Here is a 22721-nt window from a genome sequence, read left to right as displayed (position 1 = left end):
GCTTTCGGCTCGACAGCCGGGACCATACCTGCGAATGTTGGGGTGATGAGCCAACTGCCCGCGAGGCGACGGCTGATTCCCGCGCTTCGAAAAACTGTCACCCGCCACCGACTCCTGTTCGCTGCCAAAACGGCCGCTGCAGCAGGCCTCGCCTGGTACCTCGCGCCCTTCATGCCCGGCTCCGCCGCTGCGTACCCGTACTACGCGCCCCTGGGCGCCCTGGTCAGCATGCACCCCACTGTTGCCGACTCCGCCAAACATGGGCTCCAAAGCCTGGCCGGGCTGGTGTTGGGCATCGGCATGGCCTTCGCCATCACCACCGTGGCCGCACCGACCGCCTTGGCCGTTGCCCTGGTGGTTGGACTTGGCGTTCTCATTGGCGGTCTCCCACGGCTGGGGACAGCGTCCGAATGGATCCCCATGGCGGCGTTGTTCGTGCTGGTGCTGGGTGATTCCAACGCTGAAGGATTCTCGTTTGCCTACGTTCTTCAAATGGGGTTGGGGGTTGCTGTCGGCTTCACCGTGAACTGGCTCGTGTTTCCACCCCTGCACCTTGACGACATTGATCCCGCGATCGCCGGACACCAGGGAGCATTGTCCCGTCAACTTAAGGACATGGCCGAAGCCATGCAAGAGTCCTGGCCGCCCAACCACGAGGCTTGGGCCAGCCGAAGCGATGATCTCTCGCTCACCGCCGCAGCTGTGCGGACTGCCGTTCACCAGGCAGAGCTGAGCGCCAAAGCAAACCCCAGGTCCCGCCGTCGGGCAACCCGGATCCCCGGCGACCTCGCCGGATTGAGGACCCTTGAGCGGCTCACGTTCCACGTCCAGGACATCACCGATGTCCTGGCAAGCGCCATCTGGGAAGAAGGTGCAGGGACGGTCATCCCCGACTCAGTAGTGGGAAACCTGGCTGAATCCTTGGAAGCGGTAGCCGCAGTGATCGATCGCTGGCGGGATGCAGAGTCCGGGGAACTCGCCAACCGCCTGGCCGCAGCGAAGGACAGCATCTCTGCCCTCAGCGATGCTGTAGCCGGCGCTGCCGCCGATCATGCACCGGTGAACGCACCGGCGTCCGTCGCCATGAGTCTCCGCCGGATCCTCACGGTAGTGCTGACGGCCGAGTAAGGGCTAGCGCGGATGCAGTGGCGGCGAGGCTTTACGGCCCTTTCCTGCACCGATCCCGTCGAGCATTTCCGCCAGTGATTCCAGCGAGGAATGCTTGGGCGACCAGCCCAGGAGACCATGTGCCCGGGAAGTGTCCATGATGGGCGCATTGGCTGCCATATCCACCCACCCGCCGTCCGTCGCCTGCAAACGGAGACGCCAACTGACCTCGACGGCGGCGCGAAGCACCGGAAGCGGGAACGGCAGCAACCGCCGGGCGTTGAAAATCCACGCCAAGGCGTTGGGGTCGATCACGGGTTCTGCGGCGATGTTGAAGGCACCTTCGGCCTTGCGCTCCAGCGCGCGCCAATAGGCGTCGGCGACGTCGGCGGCGTGTACAGCCTGAAACACCAGTTCCTTGGGAAGAGCCAGCAGCGGCAACCGGGGCTTGCGGGGAACCAGCCGCGGCAGCACCCGGCCCAGGAAGTACCGGCCTACTTCGCTGCCTGCCCCGTCGCTGAACGTCAACGCAGGACGAAGACGGGCCACCACGATCTCCGGGTTCTCCTTCGCGAAGCTGTCCAGGATCCTCTCCTGCGCGGCTTTGTCCGCACTGTAGTGGGACGTGCGGATACCCGCCGCCGGCCAACCCTCCTTGGTCCGCTGGCCCTTGGGTGCTGGTGAATAGGCACCCACGGACGAAGCACACACAACGTGCCCGACCCCGGCTTTCCGGGCTGCGGCCAACACGTGGGCCGTTCCCGCCACGTTGGTCCGGCGAAGCAGTTCGCGGTTGTGGTTCGGCTGGATTAACCAGGCAAGGTGCACCACGGCGTCGGCTCCGGCCAGGGCAGCTTCCAGCGCAGGCTGGTCCTTGCGATCGCCGATATCCACAGTGTGCCACTCGACCCCTTGGTAGGGAGGCGCGTCCTGGTCGGGCTGCCGACGGACAATGCCCACAAGGTCAAGGTCTGCTCCTTCTTCCGAGCGCGCAGCCTGGAGCCGCTTCAGGACTTCGGTGCCAACGTGCCCGGTGGCACCGGTGATCACAATACGCATGGCATCCTTCCTTAGGTTTGCGGACCGTCGCCCGTAGCGCGGATGCGCTCCAGCACGGCTGTTGTGGAGTGCTCGGCCACGTAGTCCAGGATGGTCACGGTGCCGCCATAGCGCTCCACGGCCACGGTTTCCTGGAGCATCTCCGGCGTGTAGTCGCCGCCTTTGGCGTAAATGTCGGGCTGCAGGAGGTCTATAAGCGGTATGGGAGTGGGGGTATCAAAAACGATGACATGGTCCACGCAACTCAGGGCAGCGATGACTGCCGCACGGTCAGCTTCATGGTTGACCGGCCGGTCCGGGCCCTTGAGCTTCCGCACCGAAGAATCGCTGTTCAGTGCGACCACCAGTACATCACCCAACTGCTTGGCCTGGTTGAGGTATCGGGTGTGGCCGCGGTGAAGGACATCGAAGCACCCGTTGGTGAGCACAATCCGCTTACCCTCCCTGCGGTGCTCCTCCACCTGCCGCGCCAACTCGGCGTCCGTCAGTGCTGTATCCGCAAAGCCCCGGAGGTGCTTGGCGAGTTCGTCGGTGGTGCAGACGGAGGTGCCTGGCCGGTGGACGACAACATCTGCTGCAGCCTGGGCCAGATCCACGCTGGTGGTCAGCGGCAATCCGGCAGCACGGGCAATGGTCAACGCGGCCACGAAGGTATCCCCGGCGCCCGAGGCCTGTTTTTCCGCCTGGGGCCGCGCCCACGTTCGGTGGGTGGCCGGCTCCTGGGAGGTGCCGCCGGGGCGAACCGTCAGCGTGCCCTCCCGGTCCAACGTCACGACGACGGCGCCCGCACCTGAGGCGCGAAGGAGCTGGTCTGCGTGGGCTTCCACGAAGGGGCACCTGGCAGCGCCTCCGGGCAACTCGGTCCCAAGCAATCTGGCCGCTTCCTGGGCGTTTGGGGTTGCGAGGTCAGGTTTGAGGTCGGCCCACTGTCCGGGATAGTGGGCGTCCACTACCACCAGGATGTCCTGCCGAACCACTGCTGGGGTGGATTGCCCGCCCTCACTCCCCGGCCCCAAATTTTCAAGAATGGCCTCGCGCACAGCTCCTTCCAAAGCACCCGCCCCGTAGTCGCAGAGGACCACGGCCGACGAGCCGGGAAGTGCTTCGGGAATGGCATCGGCCATGTGGCGGAGGCCTTCGGCCGGAAGGTCGGTTGCCGAGTCGTCCAGCCGCAGCATGACCTGCCCGCCACTGCTCACCCGGAATTTGGTGGTGGTGGTCATCGCGGGGTGCGAGACCACATGCGAAACGTCCACCCCTGCCGAGCGGAGCTGGTCAAGGAGCGTGCGGCCCGCCGGGTCCTCTCCGATCAGCGAAATGAAACGAACCTCCGCCCCCATCGCAGCGAGGTTCATCGCCGTGTTGGCGGCTCCTCCCGGGGCGAAGTCGCGGCGCTGGACCTGGACGACGGGAGCCGGGGCTTCGCGGCAGAACCGCTCAATGGTCCCATCCCACCAGCCGTCCAGTATGGAATCGCCGATGACCGTCACAACAGGACGTTCCTCGGCCAAGCGGCCTGGCAACCAGTCAGCCAGGCCTTCTTGATTGGATAGGCGTGCCATGGGGTACCTTCCGGTTGGGCGACAGTTTCCTGTTCCCCTCAGGTACCCCGCGGCAGGCGCTTCACACGCCCGGCCCGGGAGTTTCCGCCACCCTGAAGAAGGAATTGCTCATGAATCTTCCTCCCAAGCCCGGCGTCGGTCCCGTGCTGGAAATGTTCAGCGACGTGAAGCGGATTGCGGTCCTCCGGGGTGGCGGCTTGGGCGACCTGATCTACACCTTCCCTGCCCTCCACGCCCTCAAGGAGGCCTACCCTGCTGCCACCATCACCGTGCTGGGCACACCGATCCACGCGGCAGTGGTTGCCGCGACGGAAGGTCCGGTAGACGACGTCCAAATGCTGCCAGTGACGCGGGGCGTCCACGACGGTCCGCGCAACGGCGAGCGCTTCGAGGATGATGCTGGGGACGTCGCGGCGCAAGAGGCCTTTTTCGAGGCCATGCGTGCCAGGAAATTCGACATCGCGTTGCAGATGCACGGCGGAGGGCGCTTCTCCAACCCTTTCCTGCTCCGCCTGGGCGCCCGGCATACCGTGGGCACGCGCACCCGGGACGCGGAACGGCTGGAGCGGAACCTTGATTACGTCTACTACCAGAATGAACCGGACCGCTGGTTGGAGGTCGCAGGCCTGGCCGGCGCTCCGTCGATCGTCGCCCCTCCCCTGCTCCCGACGCTGGAACATCAACGGAACATTGCGGGTTTCAAGGACCATCAGCGGACATCGTTGGTGGTGCTCCATCCGGGTGCCACCGATCCGCGGAGGCGGTGGCCGGCATCGTATTTTGCTGAAGCGGCGGCAACCTTAGTGCGGGAAGGTGCGCAAGTGTTGATTGTGGGCGACCGTTCGGAGAAGGCGCTGACGCAGGAAGTGTCCGAGCTCGCGGGCAGGCAACTGGCGGAGAACCAGCGGCAGGCCGTGCGCTCCGTGGCCGGCGAACTGGAGATCGGAGACTTGGCGGCACTCCTGGGTGAAGCCACGGTGATGCTCGCCAGTGACAGCGGTCCCCGGCACCTTGCCCAGGCAGTGGGGACCCCGACGGTAGGGATCTATTGGGTGGGGAACGCGTTCAATGCGGGCCCTCGAGGGCGGGCCTTGCACCGCGTCCATATGTCGTGGGCTACGCAGTGCCCGCGCTGCGGAGCGGACGTGACCCAGGTGGGATGGACGGCACCGCACTGCGGCCACGACGACACCCTCATCGAGGGCATCGCCGTGGCCGACGTTGTTCAGGACGTGCTGGACCTTACGGCCACGAGCCTTCTTCTGCGGGGCAGATAAGCAGCTCACGGACTTCGCTGCCGAACGGCTGCGAGAGCGCGAACACCACTGCCTGCGCCACATTGGCGGGATCGTTCAGTTTGGAATCGTCCTGCGGCTTGTACTGCTCATCCCGATCATCGAAGAAGTGGGTCTTCATACCGCCCGGGATGATGGTGGTGACGCCTATGACTCCCCCGGTTTCGGCAGCCAATGCGCGGCTGAAGCCGATCACACCGAACTTCGAGGCGCAGTAGGCAGTGGCATCCGGCAGTGCCCTCAAACCCAGCGTGGACGCAATGGTGATGGCCCGTCCGCGGGATTCCTTGAGGTACGGCAAGGCCGCCCGGACTACGGACACCGTGCCCAGGAGGTTCACCCCAATGACCTTTTCCCATTCGGCGGCAGGGACATCGCCCAGCTTGCCGCAGCGGTCGATGCCTGCCGCGGTCACCACGCCATCGAGCCCGCCCAGGGTGTCGGCGGCCTCCTTGACGGCGGCTTCCACTGCTTCCCGGTTGGAGACGTCCACTTCCAGGGCTTTGGCCCCGGAGACGTTGCTTACATCGCGGTCGAAGACGAAGGGCGTGCCACCGGCGTCGCGGATGGCTTCCACGATCGCAGCGCCAAGGCCGGAGCCGCCTCCAGTGACGATGACGCGACCAGGTGTTTGCGTGTTCATGCGGTTCCTCTCGGTTGATCGGTTGCTTGGGTGCTTGTTCTCAGCTGACGGTGTTGTTGTCAGCTGACCTTGGCCAGGGCTGCAGCCAGGCCGCTGGTGGAGCGTGCCGGATGGAAGGGCACAGTGACGCAGCGCCCTCCCCAACCCGCCACCAAGCGGGCTTCCGGCAATTCTTCGGGAGTGTAGTCGCCACCCTTGACCCAAATATCGGGCCGCAGTTCGGTGAGGCAGGCTTCGGGAGTGTCCTCGCCGAAGACCACCACGGCGTCGACGCATTCGAGTGCCAGCAGCAACTCCGCGCGGTCCTCCACGCTGACGATTGGCCGATGTGGACCCTTGAGCCGCCTGACCGATTCATCGGAATTCAGGCAAACGATAAGGCAGTCGCCCATACCACGCGCGGCGGCCAGCGTCCGGGCGTGACCGGCGTGGAGGAGATCGAAGCATCCGCCCGTGGCCACCACAGTGCCTCCTCCGGCCCGCACCGCCCGAGCCAGCTGGACACCATCCGGGTCAAGGTCGTCGGCTCCCACGAGTTCCAGACCTTTAAGCTCGACGACGGGGCCGGCGTCGGGCGCTTCGGTCACCACCGCCAACGCCGCCGCTCCACCCCCTGCCAGGAAGGCGGACGCATCCTCCACTGCCCGGGCGGCGGCCTGTGCGAGGTCCATCCCTGATCCCAAGTGCACGGCAAGGCTGCCGGCCAGTCGGTCGCCGGCTCCACAGGGGTCGCTGACGTTGGTTCTGGGGGCGGGGATACCCTGCGCGGCTCCGGCTGACATCAAGAGCGCCCCGTCCGCACCCCTGGTCACCAAAACGGCGCTGCTTCCCCATCTTTCGAGCAGGTACCGGCCTGCTTCCTCGGCACCCGTGGACGGTTCCAGCCCGGCCGCTTTCGCCGCCGCGATGGCCTCGGCAAGGTTCGGCGTCACGACGGCGACGCCTTGCACGGGCTCGGAACCAGCAGGATGCGGATCCCACACCACGGGGACGCGGCGTACAGCATCGGCGAGCGCGGCACGGATCTCGGTGTTGGCGGTCATTCCCCGGCCGTAGTCGGCCACCACAATGGCTTCCGCCGAGGCGATGGCTGCGAGCATCTCCCCCGTGCTGGCGGGAACAGGGGCGGGGGCGCACCCTTCGTCGAACCGGACCATCGGGTGTGTCCCGATCCGCACCCGTGTCTTGGTGGGCGTGGGGGCGAGCGGGACTCCGGTGAGCACAGACACCCCGGACAGGGCGCGCTTGAGGTGGCTGGCGCCGTCGTCGTCCGATAGTGCGGTGACCAGCGAAACGCTGTGGCCGTCCTGGGCCAACACGGTGGCCACGAGCCCGGCGCCTCCTGCACGACGCCGGATGTCGCCGACGTCCACCACCGGTACCGGCGCGTCGGGGCTGAGCCGGGTGGCTGCCCCGTTGATGTCAACGTCCAGAAGGACGTCGCCTACGACTGTGATCCTCATGGTTGCCCCGCCCCGAAGGAGCTTGAACCTGCGCGCTGGGCGACCTCGGCGTCGAAGGCCCGGCACACTGCATGGATTGCGATGAGGTGGCCTTCCTGGGCGTTGGCGGCGATGGCGTCCACGGTGATGGCTTGATCGCAGGCATCGGAAAGGGGGTTGGGGCCCGGACCGGTGAGAGCCCACGTTGCGATGCCGCGTTCCCTTGCCGCACGGGCGGCTTTGAGCAGATTGGGGCTGCGTCCGCTGGTGGAGAGAAGGAGAAGCACATCGCCCGCCCGCCCATGTGCCCTGACTTGCCGGGCGAAGACTTCCTCGTAGCCGTAGTCGTTGGACAGTGCGGTGACGGCGGAGGACTCTGCGTGCAGGGAGATGGCGGAGAAGGGCGCGCGTTCTTCGTCGAACCTGCCCACCAGTTCAGCTGTCAGGTGTTGCGCCTCAGCAGCTGAGCCGCCGTTGCCTGCCGCCAGCAGTCGTTGTCCGGAGAGCAGCCTGGTGGCGAGTTCGGTTCCCCATGCGGACAGGCGCCCGGACTGCGAGCGCAGCGACTCCAGCGCTGGCAGGACGTTGTCCAGGTGTGTGGTGACCTCAGCGGTGTGGGTAGGGTCGGTGACGTTGGGTACCCAGCGCGCCTGGACAGTGGTCGAGGTGCTGGACCCGGTGGTCGCAAGGCCTTTGATCATCACAGCGCCGTTCCTTCCAATGGTTCCAGGACTTGCTCGGATTGCCGGGACAGCCCGGCCGCCAGGACGGATCGGTAGGCTTTCTCGGTGTCGGCGGCAACGCGTTCCCAGGAGTAGCGGGAGCGTGCCCGGCGAGCGCCCGCCCGGCCCATGTCGGCGCGCAGCTCCGGGTCGGCCAGCAGCTTGCCGAGTGCCTCGGCGAGGGCTTCCGGATCACGCGGCGGGACATGCAGCCCGGTCTTTTGGTCGACGACGGTCTCCCGGAGTCCGCCCACTGCAGCCGCAACCACTGGCACTCCGCAGGCCATGGCCTCCAACGGCACAATGCCGAACGGCTCGTACCAAGGCGCACAGACCACGGCGTCGGCGCTGCGGAAAATGCCGGGCATCGCATCGCGTGGAACCTGCCCGCGCATGGTCACTTTGTCCTCCACCCCGAGTTCCTTCGCCAACGCATGGAGCCGTTGGGCTTCCGGGTCTTCCTCAAGTGTCAGGGCGTCGCCGGAGCCACCAACGATCAACAGCTCCACGTCCTTGAAGCCTGCCTCAGCGAGGATCGGGAGGGCCTGGATCACCGTGTCCACGCCCTTCCGTTGCACGAGGCGCCCTACGCTCAGGATGCGATGCGTCCGTGACTTGGGTTCGGCGTCGGAGGTTCCCGGGAACAGCGTGAGGTCCACGCCGCAGGGGGCAATGGAGACCTTGGACCGGCTGATGCCCAGGGCTTTGAGCTCGAAGACCTCGTCGGGGCACGTGGCGATGATCCAGTCAGCCGTGCGGCCAACCCAGGGTTCCAGCCACTCCCTGGCCGGCGGGCTGGTGTCTGCGGACCCTTGATGGCGGCGCTTCACCGAACCCAGGGCATGGAAGGTCTGCACTACAGGCACGGGGTCTGGTGCTCCGGCGCGCCGGGAGGCCTGGATGGCTGCAAGGCCGGACATCCAGAAGTGCGCATGGACCACGTCCGGCAACTGGCCGGCCCAGTCCGCGCAGATCCCGTCCGCCAGCGCACCCATATACGGCAGCAACCCGTCCTTGGGAATGCGGCGGGCAGGGCCGGCGTCGACGTGGACCACGGTGAGTCCCGGACCAACCTGCACCTTTGCGGGCAGGTCCGGATCGTCGCGCCGCGTGTACACCGTGACCTGGTGGCCGCGATCAGCAAGGCTTGACGAAAGCGCGGCCACATGGACGTTCTGCCCGCCGGCATCAACGCCTCCCAATGCAGCCAGTGGGCTGGCGTGTTCGGAGACCATGGAGATTTTCATGGGTGCGTCCTCTCGGTGTCATGGCTGGCTTCTGTGTCATGGCTGGCGAAAGCCGTGCCGGGTTGCGGACGGCTTCCTCCGTGGGTGTGCTGGGGCAGGTCGGCCAGGAGTTCGTCCCAAGCCCGAAGAAACCTACCGAGTCCGTAGCGCTGCAAGGCGGCCTCACGGGCGATGATCCCCATGGCGTACGCGTCGTCGGGGTCGTCCAGCAGCCGCCGGGCGAACTTTTGGAGGTCGTCGACGTCGTTGGAGACGAGGCCTGCGCCATGCGGTACGGCGCGGCCCGCCTCGGTGGTGTCCAGTGCCAGCACCGGCATGCCAAGATGCATGGCTTCCAGCAGGGCCAACCCCAACGACGTCCACCGCAACGGATGCAGGTACAGGCGGCAGCGTGCCAGTTCCTGATGGAGTTTGGGCGCCTGCACGTCACCGGCAATGTGGAGCCGTTTTTCGCTAAGACCGAATCCCTTGAGATTCAGTGCTTCCGGCAACGCCTCCGTCCCCATGCCGAACACCCGCAGCGGACCCACGCCGGCGAATCCGGGCAGGAGGTCGGTTCCCGTGACACGGCCACGCCTGACGGGTTCGTTGACCACCACGCCCATCTCTACCTGTTCGCCGGTGTACAGGTGCCCGGGGTCGGGGATGCCGTGCTCGATCACCGTGGTGGCCGCCGAGCCCGTGTCCCAGAAGAGCTGGTTGAAATGGGTCACATGGACCACCGGGATGCTGCCCTGGTCCGCCAAGGGATGAAGCGTGAACGGGACGTCGCCCTTGGGTGTGTTGTGTTCGAGGTAGACGGCTGGGAGGTCGTGGCCCGGGCGCCGGCCCAGCGTGCGGGCCACCGCAGTGATCTCCTCGGGCCGTTGGAGGACGACGGCATCTACGCTGTCCGGATCGAGCGTCTCCAGGTCAACTTCCCGGGCGGCAGCAGGCCATTCACGGCCCCCACGCCCCAAACCCCACGCGCCGCCGTCGGACGATGTTGGCAGCAGGTACTCATGCCGGCCACGGACGAATGCCTCCATCCATCCGCCGTGGACATGCCACACCAGGATCCTCATGGTTTCCACACCTTCCGACGAGTGGACAGTGACGACACGCCTCCCAGGAGCCTTTCAACAGCTTCGACAACCTGTTCCGGGGATACCGAGCTCAGGCAGGGATGCCCGGGAACAGGACAAATGCGTGCGCGGCTGTTCCTGCAACCCGCTTCCTGGTCGCCGAGCAGCTCCAGCGGAACGCCGTAAGGTGCCCAGCGGATCGCAGGGACAACGGGTGCGAACAGGCAGACCACCGGCGTACCCACCGCTGCAGCCAGATGGGCGGGACCTGTATTTCCGGTCACCACGACGGCGGCACCGGCAAGTACCGCTGCCAGCGTCCGCAGGTTGGTTCCGCCGCCGAGGTTCCTGGCCGAAGGTCCTGCCACCGTTGCGGTGAGGGACGTTTCCCCGGGACCTCCCGTGACCACCACACGATGCCCGTATGCTTCGAGCAGTTCCACGGTGGCGGCGTGGTGGAGGGCCGGCCACGCCCTGGCGGGTGCTGCGGCTCCCGGGTGGACCACGATGTACGGGCCACCTTCAGCCAGTTCGTCCGCCACGCCGCCCGGGTCCGACCCCGGAGTGATGCGCAGTTTCCCGTCGTCGCCGTCGGGAAGAACGTAGCCACCGGCCTCAGCGATGGTGAGGGCGCGGACCGCCTCCGGCTGGTCCTCGGGGAAGTCCTCGCCGGGTTTGAGCCGGACGTCCAGCAGGGAGCCTGCATAGTCCGTGGACGCACCCGTGATCTTCTTGACGCCTGCCAAGCGCAGGAGCAGTGCGAGCGGGAGGGGGGATTGGTGGAAGGACGTGAGGATCAGGGCTTCCTCGATGCGGGAATTGCGGACAAAGTCGATCAGCCGGCGGGCCGTCGCTTCGGTTGCAGGGGGTGCGGGGTTCACGATCCAGGGGCAGGCCCAGGTGTAAACCTCGGTGACTCCGGGCAGCATCTCCGCCGCGCTTGACCCTTCGGGACCGCAAAGCAGGACCACGTCGTTTGGGCGGCTGCCATCCGGCCTGTTTCCGTTGGCCACAGCACGCAGGGCGGGTCCTGAAAGGAGGACGTCGCCCATGCTGTCCAGGCGGGCTACCAGGATCCGGCTCATACAGGGGTGTCCTGTTCTTCCGGTACCCCGGAAAGAAGGATCTTCACCGCGTGGCCAAGATCCACGGCCACATTGGCCGCAGCCTCAATCTCCTCGTGCAGGGTGATCTCCGTGGGCACCAACACACTGCGGGCACCAGCTGCCGCGGCTGCGTCCATGTCAGTACCGATGTCGCCAACATAGGCAGCCTCGGACGGTTCGATGCCCAGGGCATGGCAGGCAGCCAAGATCATGCCTGGCGCAGGTTTACGGCATTCGCAGCTGTCCTCGGGCCCGTGCGGACATACTTGCCACACGTCGAACGGGCCCAACAACTGTTCCACCCGCTGGTTGACGGCATCCACCTGGTCCATCGACAGCAGCCCACGGGCAACACCCGACTGGTTGCTGAGGACCCCTGTGGCAAGCCCTGCCCTGCGCACTTCTTCCAGCGCCGCAAGGGCGCCTTCCATGGGCCGCACCAGCTGCGGGTCGCCGTTGTAAGGCACGTCAACCACCAGCGTTCCATCGCGGTCAAACAGGACCGCCTTCAACGTTCCGGTTCCTCCCATACCCGCAACGTTCCCCGGTTCTCCGGACGCTAAACAGTGCGGCGGTGAGAAGTTTCGTGCCGCTAGACTCCTAGCGGGAGGCCACCATGAATACAGCTGAACGCAACGATCAACCTCTTTTGCTTGCCCTGCGCGCCTTGAAGCTCGGTGACCTTTTGGTCGCAGTTCCGGCGCTTCGAGGCCTGCGGCGGGCCTTTCCCGAACACCGCATTCTGTACGCTGCACCGGCCTGGATCGCCGAGGCCCTGGAACTGGTGGGCGGCATCCATCACTTGCCTACCCCGGGCCTCGACGACCCCCTGACCGTCCCGCACGGGGCCGTGGACATTGCCGTGAACCTGCACGGAAACGGCGCCGAGAGCCGCCTCCGGATCGAGGAACTGGGGGCCAACCGGGTGGTCGCGCACGAGGCACCCGGGATCGATGGGCCGGCCTGGACCTCGGGCTTGCCTGAACGCGAGCGCTGGACCCGACTGCTCAACTGGCACGGCATCGAAGCCGACCCCCTGGACTACCGGTTGAACCTCCCCGCTGTCCCTTCGTCGCGCCCGGGAGCCACCGTGATCCACGTGGGCGCGGCCTACGGCAGCCGGCTGTGGCCCGTGGATCGGTTCGCGGACGTGGCGGCGGAACTCGCGGCAGCCGGGCACGACGTAGTGCTCACTGGTGGCGCGTCGGAGCGCGGGCGCGCTGAGCAGACAGCCGCGTTGGCGAAACTCAAAGGAGCAAACCTCGACGACGGCCTGCTGGCCGGGCGGCAAGGCCTTGCCGAGTTCGCGGCCACCATCGCCGAAGCGCGGTTGGTGGTATCCGCCGATACCGGTGCAGCGCACTTGGCGTCCGCTTATGGGCGCCCGTCCGTGGTGCTGTTCGGCCCCGCCCCCGCGGAAGAATGGGGACCGCCGCCCGGACCGCACAAGGTGCTGACCGCCGTCGAACTCCGCCGCGGTGATGTGTTCTCAGCCGATCCTGATCCGGCGCTTTTGGCCGTCAGTGTCCGCGACGTTGTGGACGCCGTGGAGAGGCTGGGCACATAGGGACCCTCTTCCGGCGGTAACGCGGGTTGTGATCATCGGATTCTAGGGTGCAGTCCCGTCCTGCAAATGGGCTTGTTCGTCCAGCAGTTGGGTTTGAAGGGAAACCAGGATCTTGGACAGCTTGCGCGATACCTGCATTTGCGACATCCCCAGGGCCTCGGCGATGGTGGACTGCGTTTCCTCGCGGTAGTAACGGCGGTAGAGCAAGTGCCGGTCCTCGGCGCTCAGTCCGCGGATGGCGTTGCGGAGAGCCAGCACGTCCTCGAGGCGGTCCGTGGGGCACCCGAAAGCCGAAAGCGAGCCTTGGAGGCCTTCGCGGCCCTCGGATACTGGAGCATCCAGGGAATCCGGGCGTTTGCTGGTGCCGGCCATCAGTGCTTCGCGCACCTGGCACGGCTCCAGGGCCAGGTCCTGGGCCACTTCCTCGGGCGTTGGCGTTCGTTGCAGAGTTTGGGTCATTTCCTCCGTCCGCGCCAGCACTTGGCGGCGGACATCCTGAATGGTCCGCGGAGGGCGCACCACCCAGCAATGATCGCGTAGGTAGCGTTTGACCTCGCCGGCGATCGTGGGCGCGGCGTAGGCAGGGAAACTGACGCCTTTTGATTCGTCATAACCCCGCGAAGCCTTGATGAGGCCCATGTATGCGACCTGCCTGACGTCGTCGAGGTCGTGGGTGTGGGCCGAGTACCTGGAGGCAATGGACTTGGCCAGATTGAGGTGGTCCAGGATCAGGCTGTCCTGAAAGCTTTGCTGGATGCTCCCTTGCGGTGCGTTGGCGGGGGGACGTGAGGGGACGTCAAAGCGTGGGATCTGTCGCATGGGGCTTCAATCCTCTACCTGCTGGTTAGGTGAGCCCACGGCAAGACTCTTTAAAAAGAGAAGCACACTTACTATTAGCTTTCAACGGGGTTAGGCTCAAAAGGTAGCCGCGTCCAACGAATCGGAGATTTACATGGAAGAACCACAACTCGCAGAGCCGAGTACGGTCCTGTCCGATATTCAGGATTTGCTGCTGGGCACGCCTGACGTCGAGGCGTTCCTTGAGGAGTTGGCCCGGCATTCAGCAAGTATCTTCAGCAGCCCTGACCACGAGGTTTACTGCGGAATTACGCTGATGCGTCACCGCACAGCCGGCACAGTGGCCAGCAGCAGCGAACGTGCACGGCAACTGGATGAGGTCCAATACGCGTTTGCCGACGGGCCCTGCCTGCATGCCTGCCGCGAGGGCACCCAGGTCCATATTCCCGACTTTGAAAAAGACGATACCTGGCCGGAATATAACGAGGCCATCACCGACCATGGCCTTCGTTCCGTGCTTGCGGTTCCCTTCCCACTGCCGGACGACACAGCCATGGCGGGTCTCAACCTGTACTCCGACCGCCCCAACGCTTTTGACCAGGCAGCCGTGCAGCGCGCCAACGACTACGTGGGGCAGGCCGCCAAGGGCCTTCAGCTGGCCATCCTGATTGCCCAGCACAGCCAAACCGCCGCCAACCTGCGGGCGGCCATGGAGTCCAGGACCGTGATCGACATCGCCACCGGGATCATCATCGCGCAGAACCGCTGCACCCAGGAGGAGGCGATGGAACTCATCAAGAAGGCCTCCAGCAACCGCAACGTCAAGCTCCGGGTGGTTGCGCAAGCCATTGTTGAGTCCGCCGGCGGAGGGCCGGTCCAGACGGTGTTCAAGTAGTTCAACTAGTTCTTGTACCTACGGGGCGCTACCCCTGCATGGCTCCGATGATTGCGCCCATCACCGTGAAAGTAACCACGTTGTAGCTGCCGTTGATGGCAAAAAGTGTGAGGCTGCGGCGCTCGAACAGGTAATTAACACCCAAGGCTGTTGCCACCCATCCCAGGCCCGCGGCCAGCCCGGCAAAGGTCCCGAACATGAACCCGGCCCGGCCGATGAACGCAGCCAGGACAACGGCCATCACAGCCGCCAGGAGGAACGAGCCCACAAAGACGCGAGCCGTCCCGGACTTCAACTGTTCATCGCCCACCCCGGCCGCCTTCTGCCACGCTTTGGCGAACAACAACGAATACCAGAGCCCACCCACTACGAACGTGGCCAACGCAGCCAACAACACAGCGAGCCAATTGATCTGAACGTCCATCAGTGTCCTCTCCAGGGTGAGCAGTTCCTGAATGGACAGTACGCCCGGTCAAGCTCGCGGTCTTGTAAAAAACCCGCAGGCTATCCGGCTACTTCCTCGAGCGGGATAAACGTGGCATATTCCGCCCCGTAGTTCTGCACCACCTGAAGGTATTCGGTGGGGGTAAAACCACTGAAGCGCCTGAAAGACCGGATCAGATGAGGCTGGTCGTAGTAATCGGCCAAGTGAAGGAGTTCCCGGCCCGGGATGGAGCCCATAGGCAGGGCTGCCGCCTGGTTCACGAGCCTGTTGAACCGGCACACGTCCGAATAAGCCTTGGCCGTGGTCCCACAATCCCGCATCATGATGCGCTCCAGCGTGGACGCGCTGATCCCCAATCCCGCAGCCACCACGCTGATTTCGACGTCCTCTTTAGCAAGGGTTTCCACGGCGTGCAGTGTCCGGGGATCGGCCGCGTACCCCGGCCTGAGCTGCGCTTCCAGAAAACTTGCCAGTGCCGCGAAGGCCTCTTCAGGCCCTGCGGTGGTCAGTTGAGAGCGGAGCAAGGAAAAACCAGGAAAGATGCTTTCAGCATCCACCACCCGGTTCTGAAATTCCGACGGCGGCCGGTTGGTAAACGCTGCCAGTCCATAGGGAGCCAGACGGGCACCAATGTTGAACAGCTGATCCGGGTTTTCACTGATGACATAACTGCGTTGCAGGCCTGCGTAAAAGCCCGTGGAAACTTCCGTTGCGCCGGCTTCCGACAGGGTGGGGGCTGTTCCACCCTCAGGAGGGGTGATCAGCCTGTACGGGTCAGACAGATTCAGAATCAGGTGTGCCGAAGGGCCGGGGAGAATCTTCTCGTAACGGGCCTGAGGCTGAGCACGGACAAACCACAGCTGGGTAACGAACGGCTGCAGTCCGGGCGGCGCGGGGCACTCTTCATAGAACACAGCCCCAGTCTAGGTACCCCGCCGCCCGCTAATGCGCAGTTACAGCAGGCCGCGCAGAACCAAGGCTGCGCCGTCGTCGAGCACTGACGCGGTGACCTCGTCCGCAACGGCGAGTACCTCGTCGGGGGCCTGGCCCATGGCAATGCCCCGGCCTGCCCAGGTGAGCATCTCGATGTCGTTGCGGCCATCACCGACGGCCACCGTGTTGTTCCGGTCCGTGCCGAGCTTCCGGCGCAGGGCTTCAAGGGCGCTTGCCTTGGTGACACCCTCCGCGGCGATGTCCAGCCAGGCGGTCCAACCCACCGAGTAGGTCACGCCGGAAAGTCCGATGTGCTTGATGGCCTCGTTGAACTCATCCGAGGTGTTCTCGCTGCTGAAGACCACCACGCGGACCGCGGTGGCATCCAACATGGTCTGAAAGTCCACGCCGATGGACTCCACACCGAAGCTGGCATCCTGGAAGCGCTCGGTGGAGAGGAAGTTGCCGTCCTCGTCTTCCAGCGCGTACTTGGCGTTGGGCAGCCGTTCGCGCAGGGCCTTCAGAGCCGGAGCGGGATCGAAGGTTGCCTTGTGGATGATCTCGTAGCCCTTGTCCAGCGAGGGATCCAGTCGAAGTGTCACGCCGCCATTGCAGCACACTGCGTAACCTCGCTCGAGGCCGATCTGTTCAATAATGGGCAGCGTCGCGTTGAGTGAGCGGCCCGTGGCGATCATGACGTCGTGGCCGCTGGCAACCACTGCCTGCGCAGCAGAGCGAACGGCTGGTGACATGTGGCCGTCGTGGTCAACCAAGGTGCCGTCAACGTCCAAGGCGACCATGAGGTTGTTGTTGTTATTTGGCTGGTCATCGATGCCAGCAACTGGAGTATCAGTCAAAATAGTCATGCTTACAGTAGAGCAGACACTTCCGACACTGAACTAGGACCGGCGCCACAGCTGTGGATTAACGGACGGTGAATCATTCGGATGGTTCCACGTTCCTCCCCAGGATCACGAGTTGCTGGGTGGCCCGGGTCATGGCGACATAGCGGTCCACTGCACCTTCCATGCCTGCGCCGAACCCGCCCGGGTCGATGACAACCACCAGGTCGAACTCGAGACCCTTGCATGATTCAGGCGTGAGCCAGCTGACGCGGTCCAGTGTGGGCTTCGTTGCCACGGCGTCCGGCTGGCTGACGACGCAGGCCGTGCCCTCCGGGTTCTTGGCGAGCCAGACTTCCAGGATGGAGTTGAGCTCCTGAGCTTTCCCATGGACCACGGGGATGCCACTTTTGCGGACCGATGTGGGGACGTTGGCGTCCGGGAGGGCCGCCCTGATGACCGGCGCAGCTTCCGCCATGACTTCTTCCGGCGTGCGGTAGTTGATGCTGAGGCTGGCCACGGAAATGATACCCAGGCCCACCCGCTCCAGGCGTTCCTCCCAGGTCTCAGTGAACCCGTGCCTGGCTTGGGCGCGGTCCCCCACCACCGTAAAGCTCCGCGACGGGCAGCGAAGAAGCAGCATCCGCCACTCAGCGTCGGTCAACTCCTGGGCCTCGTCCACCACAATGTGCGCGAACGGTCCTGCCAGGACATCGGGATCAGCTGCGGGCACCGCATCACGGCCCAGCAGTTTGTCCCGCATGTCATCGCCCCGCAACATGTACATCTCCAGGTTTTCTGAGTCGTCAGCTGCAATCAGGTCATCTACCACCCGATCCATGAGCTCCCGTTCCGCGGCCAGCGCCGCTTCCTGCTTCCGCCTGCGTCGGGAAGCTTCAGGGTCGCCCAAGCGTTGGCGGGCTGCATCCAAAAGCGGCAGATCCGCCGTCGTCCATTCCTCCGGGTCTTGACGCCGCAGTACCGCCCTTTCATCAGGCTGCAACCATGGTGCGCACAGCTGCAGATAGGCAGGCACACGCCAGAGGTCGGCCACCAGCGCCCCGTAGGAGAGCAACGGCCAGGCCTTGTTGAATTCCTCCTGCAGCCCCGCGTTGTGGGCCAACATCCTCCGGAGCAAGCCCGTGGGAACATCGCGCTCGGCCACCTTGTCCATGAGGATTTCCAGCAGCGCCTCCCACACGTCGTCGCGTGCCTCGTTGTGCGGGGTGCCGGGCTCTGCGGCATCGAAGGCCTCGGCCCAGTCTTCGGTGCTGAGCCAGATGTCGGCGTACGGCGTCTCAACCTCCATGCCCCTGGACGGCGGCGCTTCGTAAAACCTCACGGCAGCCTCAATCGCCTTCACCATCTCAACGGACGACTTGAGCCTGGCGGCGTCGGGATCACTTTCGACGACGGCCGTGGCACCTTCCGGGACCAGGTCCCGCAGCGTGCAGGTCTGGACTCCCTCTTCGCCCAGGCTGGGAAGAACATCCGCAACGTAAGCGAGGTAGGGCTGGTGGGGGCCGACGAACAGGACATCGCTCCTTCGATGGTTACCTCGCTGGCTCAGCCGAGGGTCCGAATAGAGCAGATATGCCGTGCGGTGCAGGGCGACCACGGTCTTACCGGTACCAGGACCGCCGTCGACCACCAGGGCACCCCGCGAGCCTGCCCGGATGATCTGGTCCTGGTCCGCCTGGATGGTCCCCAGAACGTCCCGCATTCGAGCCGTGCGGCTGCTGCCCAAACTGGCGATGAAGGCGGATTGGTCATCCAGTGCAGCGTTACTTTCCAAGCCATCCGCCGTGAACACTTCGTCCCAGTAGTCACTGATCCGCCCTCTGGTCCAGCGGTAGCGGCGGCGACTTACCAAACCCATCGGGTTGGCGTGGGTCGCTCCGAAGAAGGGCTCCGCCGCCGGCGAGCGCCAATCGATCAGGAGCCTGCGGCCTTCTGTGTCATTGAGTCCCAGCCGCCCTATGTAGGTGGGCTCCGGATTGTCAGCGGTGACCATACGGCCCAAGCAAAGGTCCAGTCCGAAGCGGTTGAGAGCCCGCAGCCGCGCGGTGATCCGATGAATTTCCTGGTCCCGGTCCAGGGCTGCCTGGCCCCGGCCGCCGGGCTGCTTTCGCACGGCATCCAGACGGTTGGACAACCCCGTGAGGGATTCTGAAAGGCTGGTTGCGATGGCTTCAAACTGCTGCTCATCGCTGCCGATCAACATGGGCACGGCCTTGCGGGCAAGGTGCTCCGGCAGGGCGAATGCCCTGGTTTTCAGGGGGCTGGTTTCGGGCATGGCACGAGTCCCTTTTCTCTGGGCGATGGGGTTCGTGGATCCATTGTTCGGCATGCAGGGGGCCTTGCCGCAAGCCCCCGGGTGGGTTATAAATTGGGTATGGAAGGGATCATTTCCCTTCCTTTTTTGTGCCCGATTTCCCGGGGATCCGGCGACGAGACCGTTAGGGTGGGCGGATGTCTTCCCGAATGACCTCAGCCCAACTGTCAGCCCTCTACGACGCGGAGAATCAGTGGGCCGCGGATGACGACTTTTTCCTGGCTTTGGTGAATGAGCGGCCGGACAGCCGGGTGCTGGATCTGGGCTGCGGTACCGGTCGGATCACCTTGGCGGTTGCCGCGGCTGGCCATGCCGTTGTTGGCATCGACCCCAACTCGGGTTCCCTTGCGGCTGCGCGACAGAAACCCGGGGCTGAAGGCGTCACCTGGTTGGACGGGACATCGGCGGCGATCCCCCGCGACGCTGCCTTTGACGTAGCGATCATGACGGCGCACGTGGCTCAATCGATCTACGACGACGGCGACTGGTCCCGAACGCTTGCCGACATCAACCGTGCGCTCGTCCCGGGAGGTCGATTGGCCCTCGATTCCCGAGACCCTGCAGCCAGAGCGTGGGAACACTGGACTCCGGCGAAGACGCGGCGGCGCTGCGCCCTCCCCGACGGCACTGCCTTGGAAACGTGGATGGAGTGTGATCCTCGGCCGGGCGGGCTCGTTGCACTGACTGAACACCGGGTTGTGGACGGGAGCATCGACAAACCCGAGACATCCGTGCTGGCCTTCCGCACGGAAGATCAGCTCCGCCACGATCTAGCCTCAGCAGGCTTCACGGTGGACCACGTGTGCGGCGGCTGGGCCGGCGAGGACGTGGGCAGCGGGCAAGGCGAACTGATCGTGCTTGCCCGCAAGCCCCGCTAGATAACCGGCAGAACCTCAAGCCCGCCAAGGTACTTCTGCAGTGCCTTGGGAACGTTGACGGAGCCGTCCGGGTTCTGGTGGTGCTCAAGGATGGCAACGATCCAGCGCGTGGTGGCCAGTGTGCCGTTCAGCGTGGCAACGGCGCGGGTTCCCTTGGCAACGCCTTCGTCGTTGATCACGCGTTCACGGATGTTGAGGCGGCGCGCCTGGAACGTGGTGCAGTTGGACGTCGAGGTGAGCTCGCGGTAGGCGTTCTGGGTGGGAACCCACGCTTCACAGTCGAACTTGCGGGCCGCGGACATGCCGAGGTCGCCGGCGGCAGTGTCGATCACGCGGTAGGGAAGCTCGCACTTTGCCAGCATTTCCTCTTCCCACGCGAGCAGGCGCTCGTGCTCGGCAGCTGCTTCCTCAACCGTGGTGTAGATGAACATCTCCACCTTATTGAACTGGTGCACGCGAATAATGCCGCGGGTGTCCTTGCCGTGGGAACCGGCCTCACGGCGGTAGCAGGAACTCTGGCCCGCGTAGCGGATGGGGCCTGCGGAGAGGTCCAGGATCTCGTCTGCGTGGTAGCCGGCGAGGGCCACCTCCGAGGTTCCCACAAGGTAAAGGTCGTCTTCAGCGAGACGGTAGATCTCGGCGTCGTGCTTGACATCAAAACCGGTGCCCTGCATGGTCTCCGGGCGCACCAAAGTTGGGGTGATCATGGGGACGAAGCCGGCGTCGATGGCCTGCTCCATGGCCATCTGCAGGAGGGCCATTTCCAGCCTGGCGCCAACGCCGCGAAGGAAGTAGAAACGCGAGCCGGAAACCTTGGCGCCGCGTTCCATGTCGATCGCGCCAATCAGTTCACCGATTTCCAGGTGATCCTTCGGCTCGAAGTCCGTGAATTCGCGCGGAGTACCGACGGTCTTGACCACGACGTAGTCGTCCTCGCCACCCTCGGGGACACCATCCACCACGAGGTTGGGAATGACCCGGAGCAGTTCTTCCTGCTTTGCCTGGGCGGCTGAGGCTTCAGCGGCAGCTGCTTTGACCGAGTTGGCCAGTTCCTTGACCTCGGCAAGCAGCGCCTGCTTTTCCTCGCCCTTGGCCTGCGCAACCTTCTTGCCGAAAGCGTTTTGCTCTGCGCGGAGCGTCTCGTGGCGGATCAGCGCGGCACGGCGGTCGGAGTCAGCGGAGATGATCGCGTCCACAACGGACTCGTCGGCGCCACGGGCGCGCTGGCTGGCACGGAACTTGTCCGGATTTTCGCTGAGGTCTTTTACGTCGATCACCAGACAAGAGTATCGAATGCGCCGCGGATTTCCGGCCCGCAGCGGGCAAAGACCACCCGTCGCGGAGACTCGGCATGGAGTGACCTGCCCAGGGGATAGTGTTGGATCACCATGAGCGACTGGATCCTGTACGTGATTCTCGCTGGGGGCGTGGCCTTTGCCGTCTCCAGTTGGTGGGGTGTGCGCCGATTGAAAGCCCGGCACATCAGAAGCGCTGTTCGGGAGGATACGCACAAGCCCGGAGCCGGGGACCAGCGGGTGGCAGTCATCTTGAACCCCGTGAAGAACAACGCGGATGTTGCCCGGCAGGCCATCTTGGACGCCTGCGACCTCGCGGGATGGGACGCTCCCAAATTCTACGAAACCACCCTGGAGGATCCCGGTTACAGCCAGTCCCGGGAGGCTCTTGCGTACGGGGCCGACGTCGTCCTGGCGTGCGGCGGCGACGGTACAGTGCGCGTGGTGGCTGAGTCCCTGGCGCACAAGAACGTTGCCATGGGCCTCATCCCACTGGGCACCGGAAACCTGCTGGCGCGCAACGTGGATTTGGACGTCACCGACCTCGAGGACTGCATCCAGGTGGCGCTGTTCGGCCACCAGCGCTACATCGATACCGCCACCATGGGCGTGGACAACGACATCACCGGCGAGTCCGCCGAGCACACGTTCCTGGTCATCGCCGGCATGGGCCTTGACGCCGAGGTTGTTGGCGATACCAGGGACAAGCTCAAGAAGAGCGTCGGCTGGCTGGCCTATACCGAAGCCGGCGTCCGCCACCTTCCCGGCCGCCGCAAACGCGTCACCATCACCATGGATGACCAGCCCGAGCAGGCCCGGAAGATCCGCAGCGTACTGTTTGCCAACTGTGGTTTGATCCCCGGCGGCATCGACTTCATCCCCCAGGCAATGGTCGACGACGGCATGCTGGACATTGTGGTCATGAGTCCCCGCAGCGCTTTCGGCTGGCTCGCCATGTACACCAAGGTCCTCTTCAAGCACAACGCGAACCTGCCAATGATGAGCTTCTACCGCTCCGGCAAGGTGGTCATCCGCAGCCAGGAACCCATGGCAACACAGCTGGACGGCGACCCCTCGGGCGAGGCTACAACGGTGACCGTCCAGGTGGCACCAGGGTCCCTGCTGGTGCGCGTGCCTAAAGCCAAAACCGGCTAAACAGCGCCCTTTTCGGATTGCGCCGCGTTCTTCCCGGCTTCTTCAGCCGCTGCCTTGGCTGCGGCCCGGGCCTCGGACTGCTCCTTGATCATGGCCTGCTCCTCTTCGAAGCGCAGGCGATCCGCACGGTCAGCGTCGTCGCCGTCCCAGTCATCTTTGTTTTCACTTGAGGGCTTGGGATTGACGATCATGCCCTGGCCGTCTTTGTCATCGCTGTGGACAGTCATGACCGCTCCCTTCGTTTGGCATTCAGCCATCGTTGATGGATCAGGCAAGCATACGCATAGAAGCATGACTGCGAAAGAGCACGCTTTCCACGCTGTGGAAAGCG

22 protein-coding genes are annotated in these 22721 nt (G+C 64.8%); 6 read left to right on the top strand and 16 right to left on the bottom strand.

From position 1 onward, the window contains the following. Positions 1 to 45 precede the first annotated feature (45 nt). A complete protein-coding gene (locus AYX22_RS01025) occupies positions 46 to 1128 on the top strand; it encodes an aromatic acid exporter family protein (protein ID WP_242703472.1) in 1083 nt (360 codons plus the stop codon). A 3-nt stretch (positions 1129 to 1131) separates the two neighbouring features. Here the strand turns inward: AYX22_RS01025 and AYX22_RS01020 are convergent, their stop codons facing one another. Further along, complete coding sequence (locus AYX22_RS01020; protein WP_207595721.1) at positions 1132 to 2166, bottom strand: NAD-dependent epimerase/dehydratase family protein; 1035 nt, start codon at positions 2164 to 2166, stop codon at positions 1132 to 1134. 11 nt (positions 2167 to 2177) lie between these two features. Then, positions 2178 to 3728 carry a D-glycero-beta-D-manno-heptose 1-phosphate adenylyltransferase gene (rfaE2, locus tag AYX22_RS01015; RefSeq protein ID WP_207595720.1) on the bottom strand — a complete coding sequence of 517 codons (1551 nt, stop codon included), beginning with the start codon at positions 3726 to 3728 and terminating at the stop codon, positions 2178 to 2180. Between the two features lie 110 nt (positions 3729 to 3838). On the opposite strand from rfaE2, the gene AYX22_RS01010 reads away from it, so the two are divergent. Continuing rightward, entirely contained in the window at positions 3839 to 5005 is a 1167-nt protein-coding gene (locus AYX22_RS01010; RefSeq protein ID WP_207595719.1) for a glycosyltransferase family 9 protein, read from the top strand. On the opposite strand, the gene AYX22_RS01005 is transcribed toward AYX22_RS01010, so the two are convergent. From AYX22_RS01005 to AYX22_RS00975, 7 genes are read right to left on the bottom strand one after another with little or no spacing between them, the layout of a single operon-like run. After that, positions 4971 to 5666, bottom strand: a complete 696-nt coding sequence (locus AYX22_RS01005; protein ID WP_207595718.1) for an SDR family oxidoreductase — start codon at positions 5664 to 5666, stop codon at positions 4971 to 4973. The two genes, AYX22_RS01010 and AYX22_RS01005, sit on opposite strands and share 35 nt — an antisense overlap. Before the next feature lie 59 nt (positions 5667 to 5725). Next, the gene (locus AYX22_RS01000; RefSeq protein WP_207595717.1) at positions 5726 to 7129 is read right to left on the bottom strand and encodes a PfkB family carbohydrate kinase; all 1404 of its coding nucleotides are present in this window, start codon (positions 7127 to 7129) and stop codon (positions 5726 to 5728) included. Continuing rightward, positions 7126 to 7809 carry an SIS domain-containing protein gene (locus AYX22_RS00995; protein WP_207595716.1) on the bottom strand — a complete coding sequence of 228 codons (684 nt, stop codon included), beginning with the start codon at positions 7807 to 7809 and terminating at the stop codon, positions 7126 to 7128. Before AYX22_RS00995 ends, AYX22_RS01000 begins: the two co-directional genes overlap by 4 nt. Continuing rightward, positions 7809 to 9077 (bottom strand): glycosyltransferase, encoded by a 1269-nt coding sequence (locus AYX22_RS00990; protein WP_207595715.1) that lies wholly within the window; start codon positions 9075 to 9077, stop codon positions 7809 to 7811. Before AYX22_RS00990 ends, AYX22_RS00995 begins: the two co-directional genes overlap by 1 nt. Then, positions 9074 to 10141 carry a glycosyltransferase gene (locus AYX22_RS00985; RefSeq protein ID WP_207595714.1) on the bottom strand — a complete coding sequence of 356 codons (1068 nt, stop codon included), beginning with the start codon at positions 10139 to 10141 and terminating at the stop codon, positions 9074 to 9076. The genes AYX22_RS00990 and AYX22_RS00985 overlap by 4 nt, the downstream gene beginning before the upstream one ends. Further along, on the bottom strand, positions 10138 to 11226 hold the full coding sequence (locus AYX22_RS00980) for a glycosyltransferase family 9 protein (RefSeq protein ID WP_207595713.1): 1089 nt from the start codon (positions 11224 to 11226) through the stop codon (positions 10138 to 10140). The genes AYX22_RS00985 and AYX22_RS00980 overlap by 4 nt, the downstream gene beginning before the upstream one ends. Beyond that, the gene (locus tag AYX22_RS00975) at positions 11223 to 11777 is read right to left on the bottom strand and encodes an HAD-IIIA family hydrolase (RefSeq protein ID WP_207595712.1); all 555 of its coding nucleotides are present in this window, start codon (positions 11775 to 11777) and stop codon (positions 11223 to 11225) included. Before AYX22_RS00975 ends, AYX22_RS00980 begins: the two co-directional genes overlap by 4 nt. A gap of 86 nt (positions 11778 to 11863) precedes the next feature. On the opposite strand from AYX22_RS00975, the gene AYX22_RS00970 reads away from it, so the two are divergent. Further along, positions 11864 to 12814 (top strand): glycosyltransferase family 9 protein, encoded by a 951-nt coding sequence (locus AYX22_RS00970; RefSeq protein ID WP_207595711.1) that lies wholly within the window; start codon positions 11864 to 11866, stop codon positions 12812 to 12814. 42 nt (positions 12815 to 12856) lie between these two features. Here AYX22_RS00970 and AYX22_RS00965 read toward each other — a convergent pair whose 3' ends face one another. Then, entirely contained in the window at positions 12857 to 13633 is a 777-nt protein-coding gene (locus AYX22_RS00965; RefSeq protein WP_207595710.1) for a sigma-70 family RNA polymerase sigma factor, read from the bottom strand. A gap of 133 nt (positions 13634 to 13766) precedes the next feature. On the opposite strand from AYX22_RS00965, the gene AYX22_RS00960 reads away from it, so the two are divergent. After that, complete coding sequence (locus AYX22_RS00960; protein ID WP_207595709.1) at positions 13767 to 14507, top strand: GAF and ANTAR domain-containing protein; 741 nt, start codon at positions 13767 to 13769, stop codon at positions 14505 to 14507. Between the two features lie 28 nt (positions 14508 to 14535). Here the strand turns inward: AYX22_RS00960 and AYX22_RS00955 are convergent, their stop codons facing one another. The 4 genes from AYX22_RS00955 to helR all read right to left on the bottom strand — a co-directional run bounded on the left by AYX22_RS00955 (position 14536) and on the right by helR (position 19023). After that, a complete protein-coding gene (locus AYX22_RS00955; RefSeq protein ID WP_207595708.1) occupies positions 14536 to 14931 on the bottom strand; it encodes a DUF1761 domain-containing protein in 396 nt (131 codons plus the stop codon). Positions 14932 to 15011: 80 nt separating this feature from the next. Beyond that, positions 15012 to 15866, bottom strand: coding sequence for an AraC family transcriptional regulator (locus AYX22_RS00950; RefSeq protein ID WP_207595707.1), 855 nt, complete (start codon positions 15864 to 15866; stop codon positions 15012 to 15014). 39 nt (positions 15867 to 15905) lie between these two features. After that, positions 15906 to 16751, bottom strand: a complete 846-nt coding sequence (locus AYX22_RS00945; protein ID WP_207595706.1) for an HAD family hydrolase — start codon at positions 16749 to 16751, stop codon at positions 15906 to 15908. 73 nt (positions 16752 to 16824) lie between these two features. After that, entirely contained in the window at positions 16825 to 19023 is a 2199-nt protein-coding gene (gene helR / locus AYX22_RS00940; protein ID WP_207595705.1) for an RNA polymerase recycling motor ATPase HelR, read from the bottom strand. A 176-nt stretch (positions 19024 to 19199) separates the two neighbouring features. Between helR and AYX22_RS00935 the strand changes: the two genes are divergently transcribed. Continuing rightward, entirely contained in the window at positions 19200 to 19940 is a 741-nt protein-coding gene (locus tag AYX22_RS00935; RefSeq protein WP_207595704.1) for a class I SAM-dependent methyltransferase, read from the top strand. Here the strand turns inward: AYX22_RS00935 and serS are convergent. Beyond that, complete coding sequence (gene serS / locus AYX22_RS00930) at positions 19937 to 21217, bottom strand: serine--tRNA ligase (protein WP_207595703.1); 1281 nt, start codon at positions 21215 to 21217, stop codon at positions 19937 to 19939. The two genes, AYX22_RS00935 and serS, sit on opposite strands and share 4 nt — an antisense overlap. 111 nt (positions 21218 to 21328) lie before the next feature. Here serS and AYX22_RS00925 point away from each other — a divergent pair, with 111 nt between their 5' ends. Then, positions 21329 to 22390, top strand: coding sequence for a diacylglycerol kinase family protein (locus tag AYX22_RS00925; RefSeq protein WP_207595702.1), 1062 nt, complete (start codon positions 21329 to 21331; stop codon positions 22388 to 22390). On the opposite strand, the gene AYX22_RS00920 is transcribed toward AYX22_RS00925, so the two are convergent. Beyond that, positions 22387 to 22617 (bottom strand): hypothetical protein, encoded by a 231-nt coding sequence (locus AYX22_RS00920; protein WP_207595701.1) that lies wholly within the window; start codon positions 22615 to 22617, stop codon positions 22387 to 22389. The two genes, AYX22_RS00925 and AYX22_RS00920, sit on opposite strands and share 4 nt — an antisense overlap. Positions 22618 to 22721 lie beyond the last annotated feature (104 nt).

It is taken from the genome of Arthrobacter sp. D5-1, from assembly GCF_017357425.1.
GTDB lineage: Bacteria > Actinomycetota > Actinomycetes > Actinomycetales > Micrococcaceae > Arthrobacter.
The sequence above is the reverse complement of the archived record's forward strand: the minus strand, read 5'-3'. Positions and strand labels throughout refer to the sequence as shown.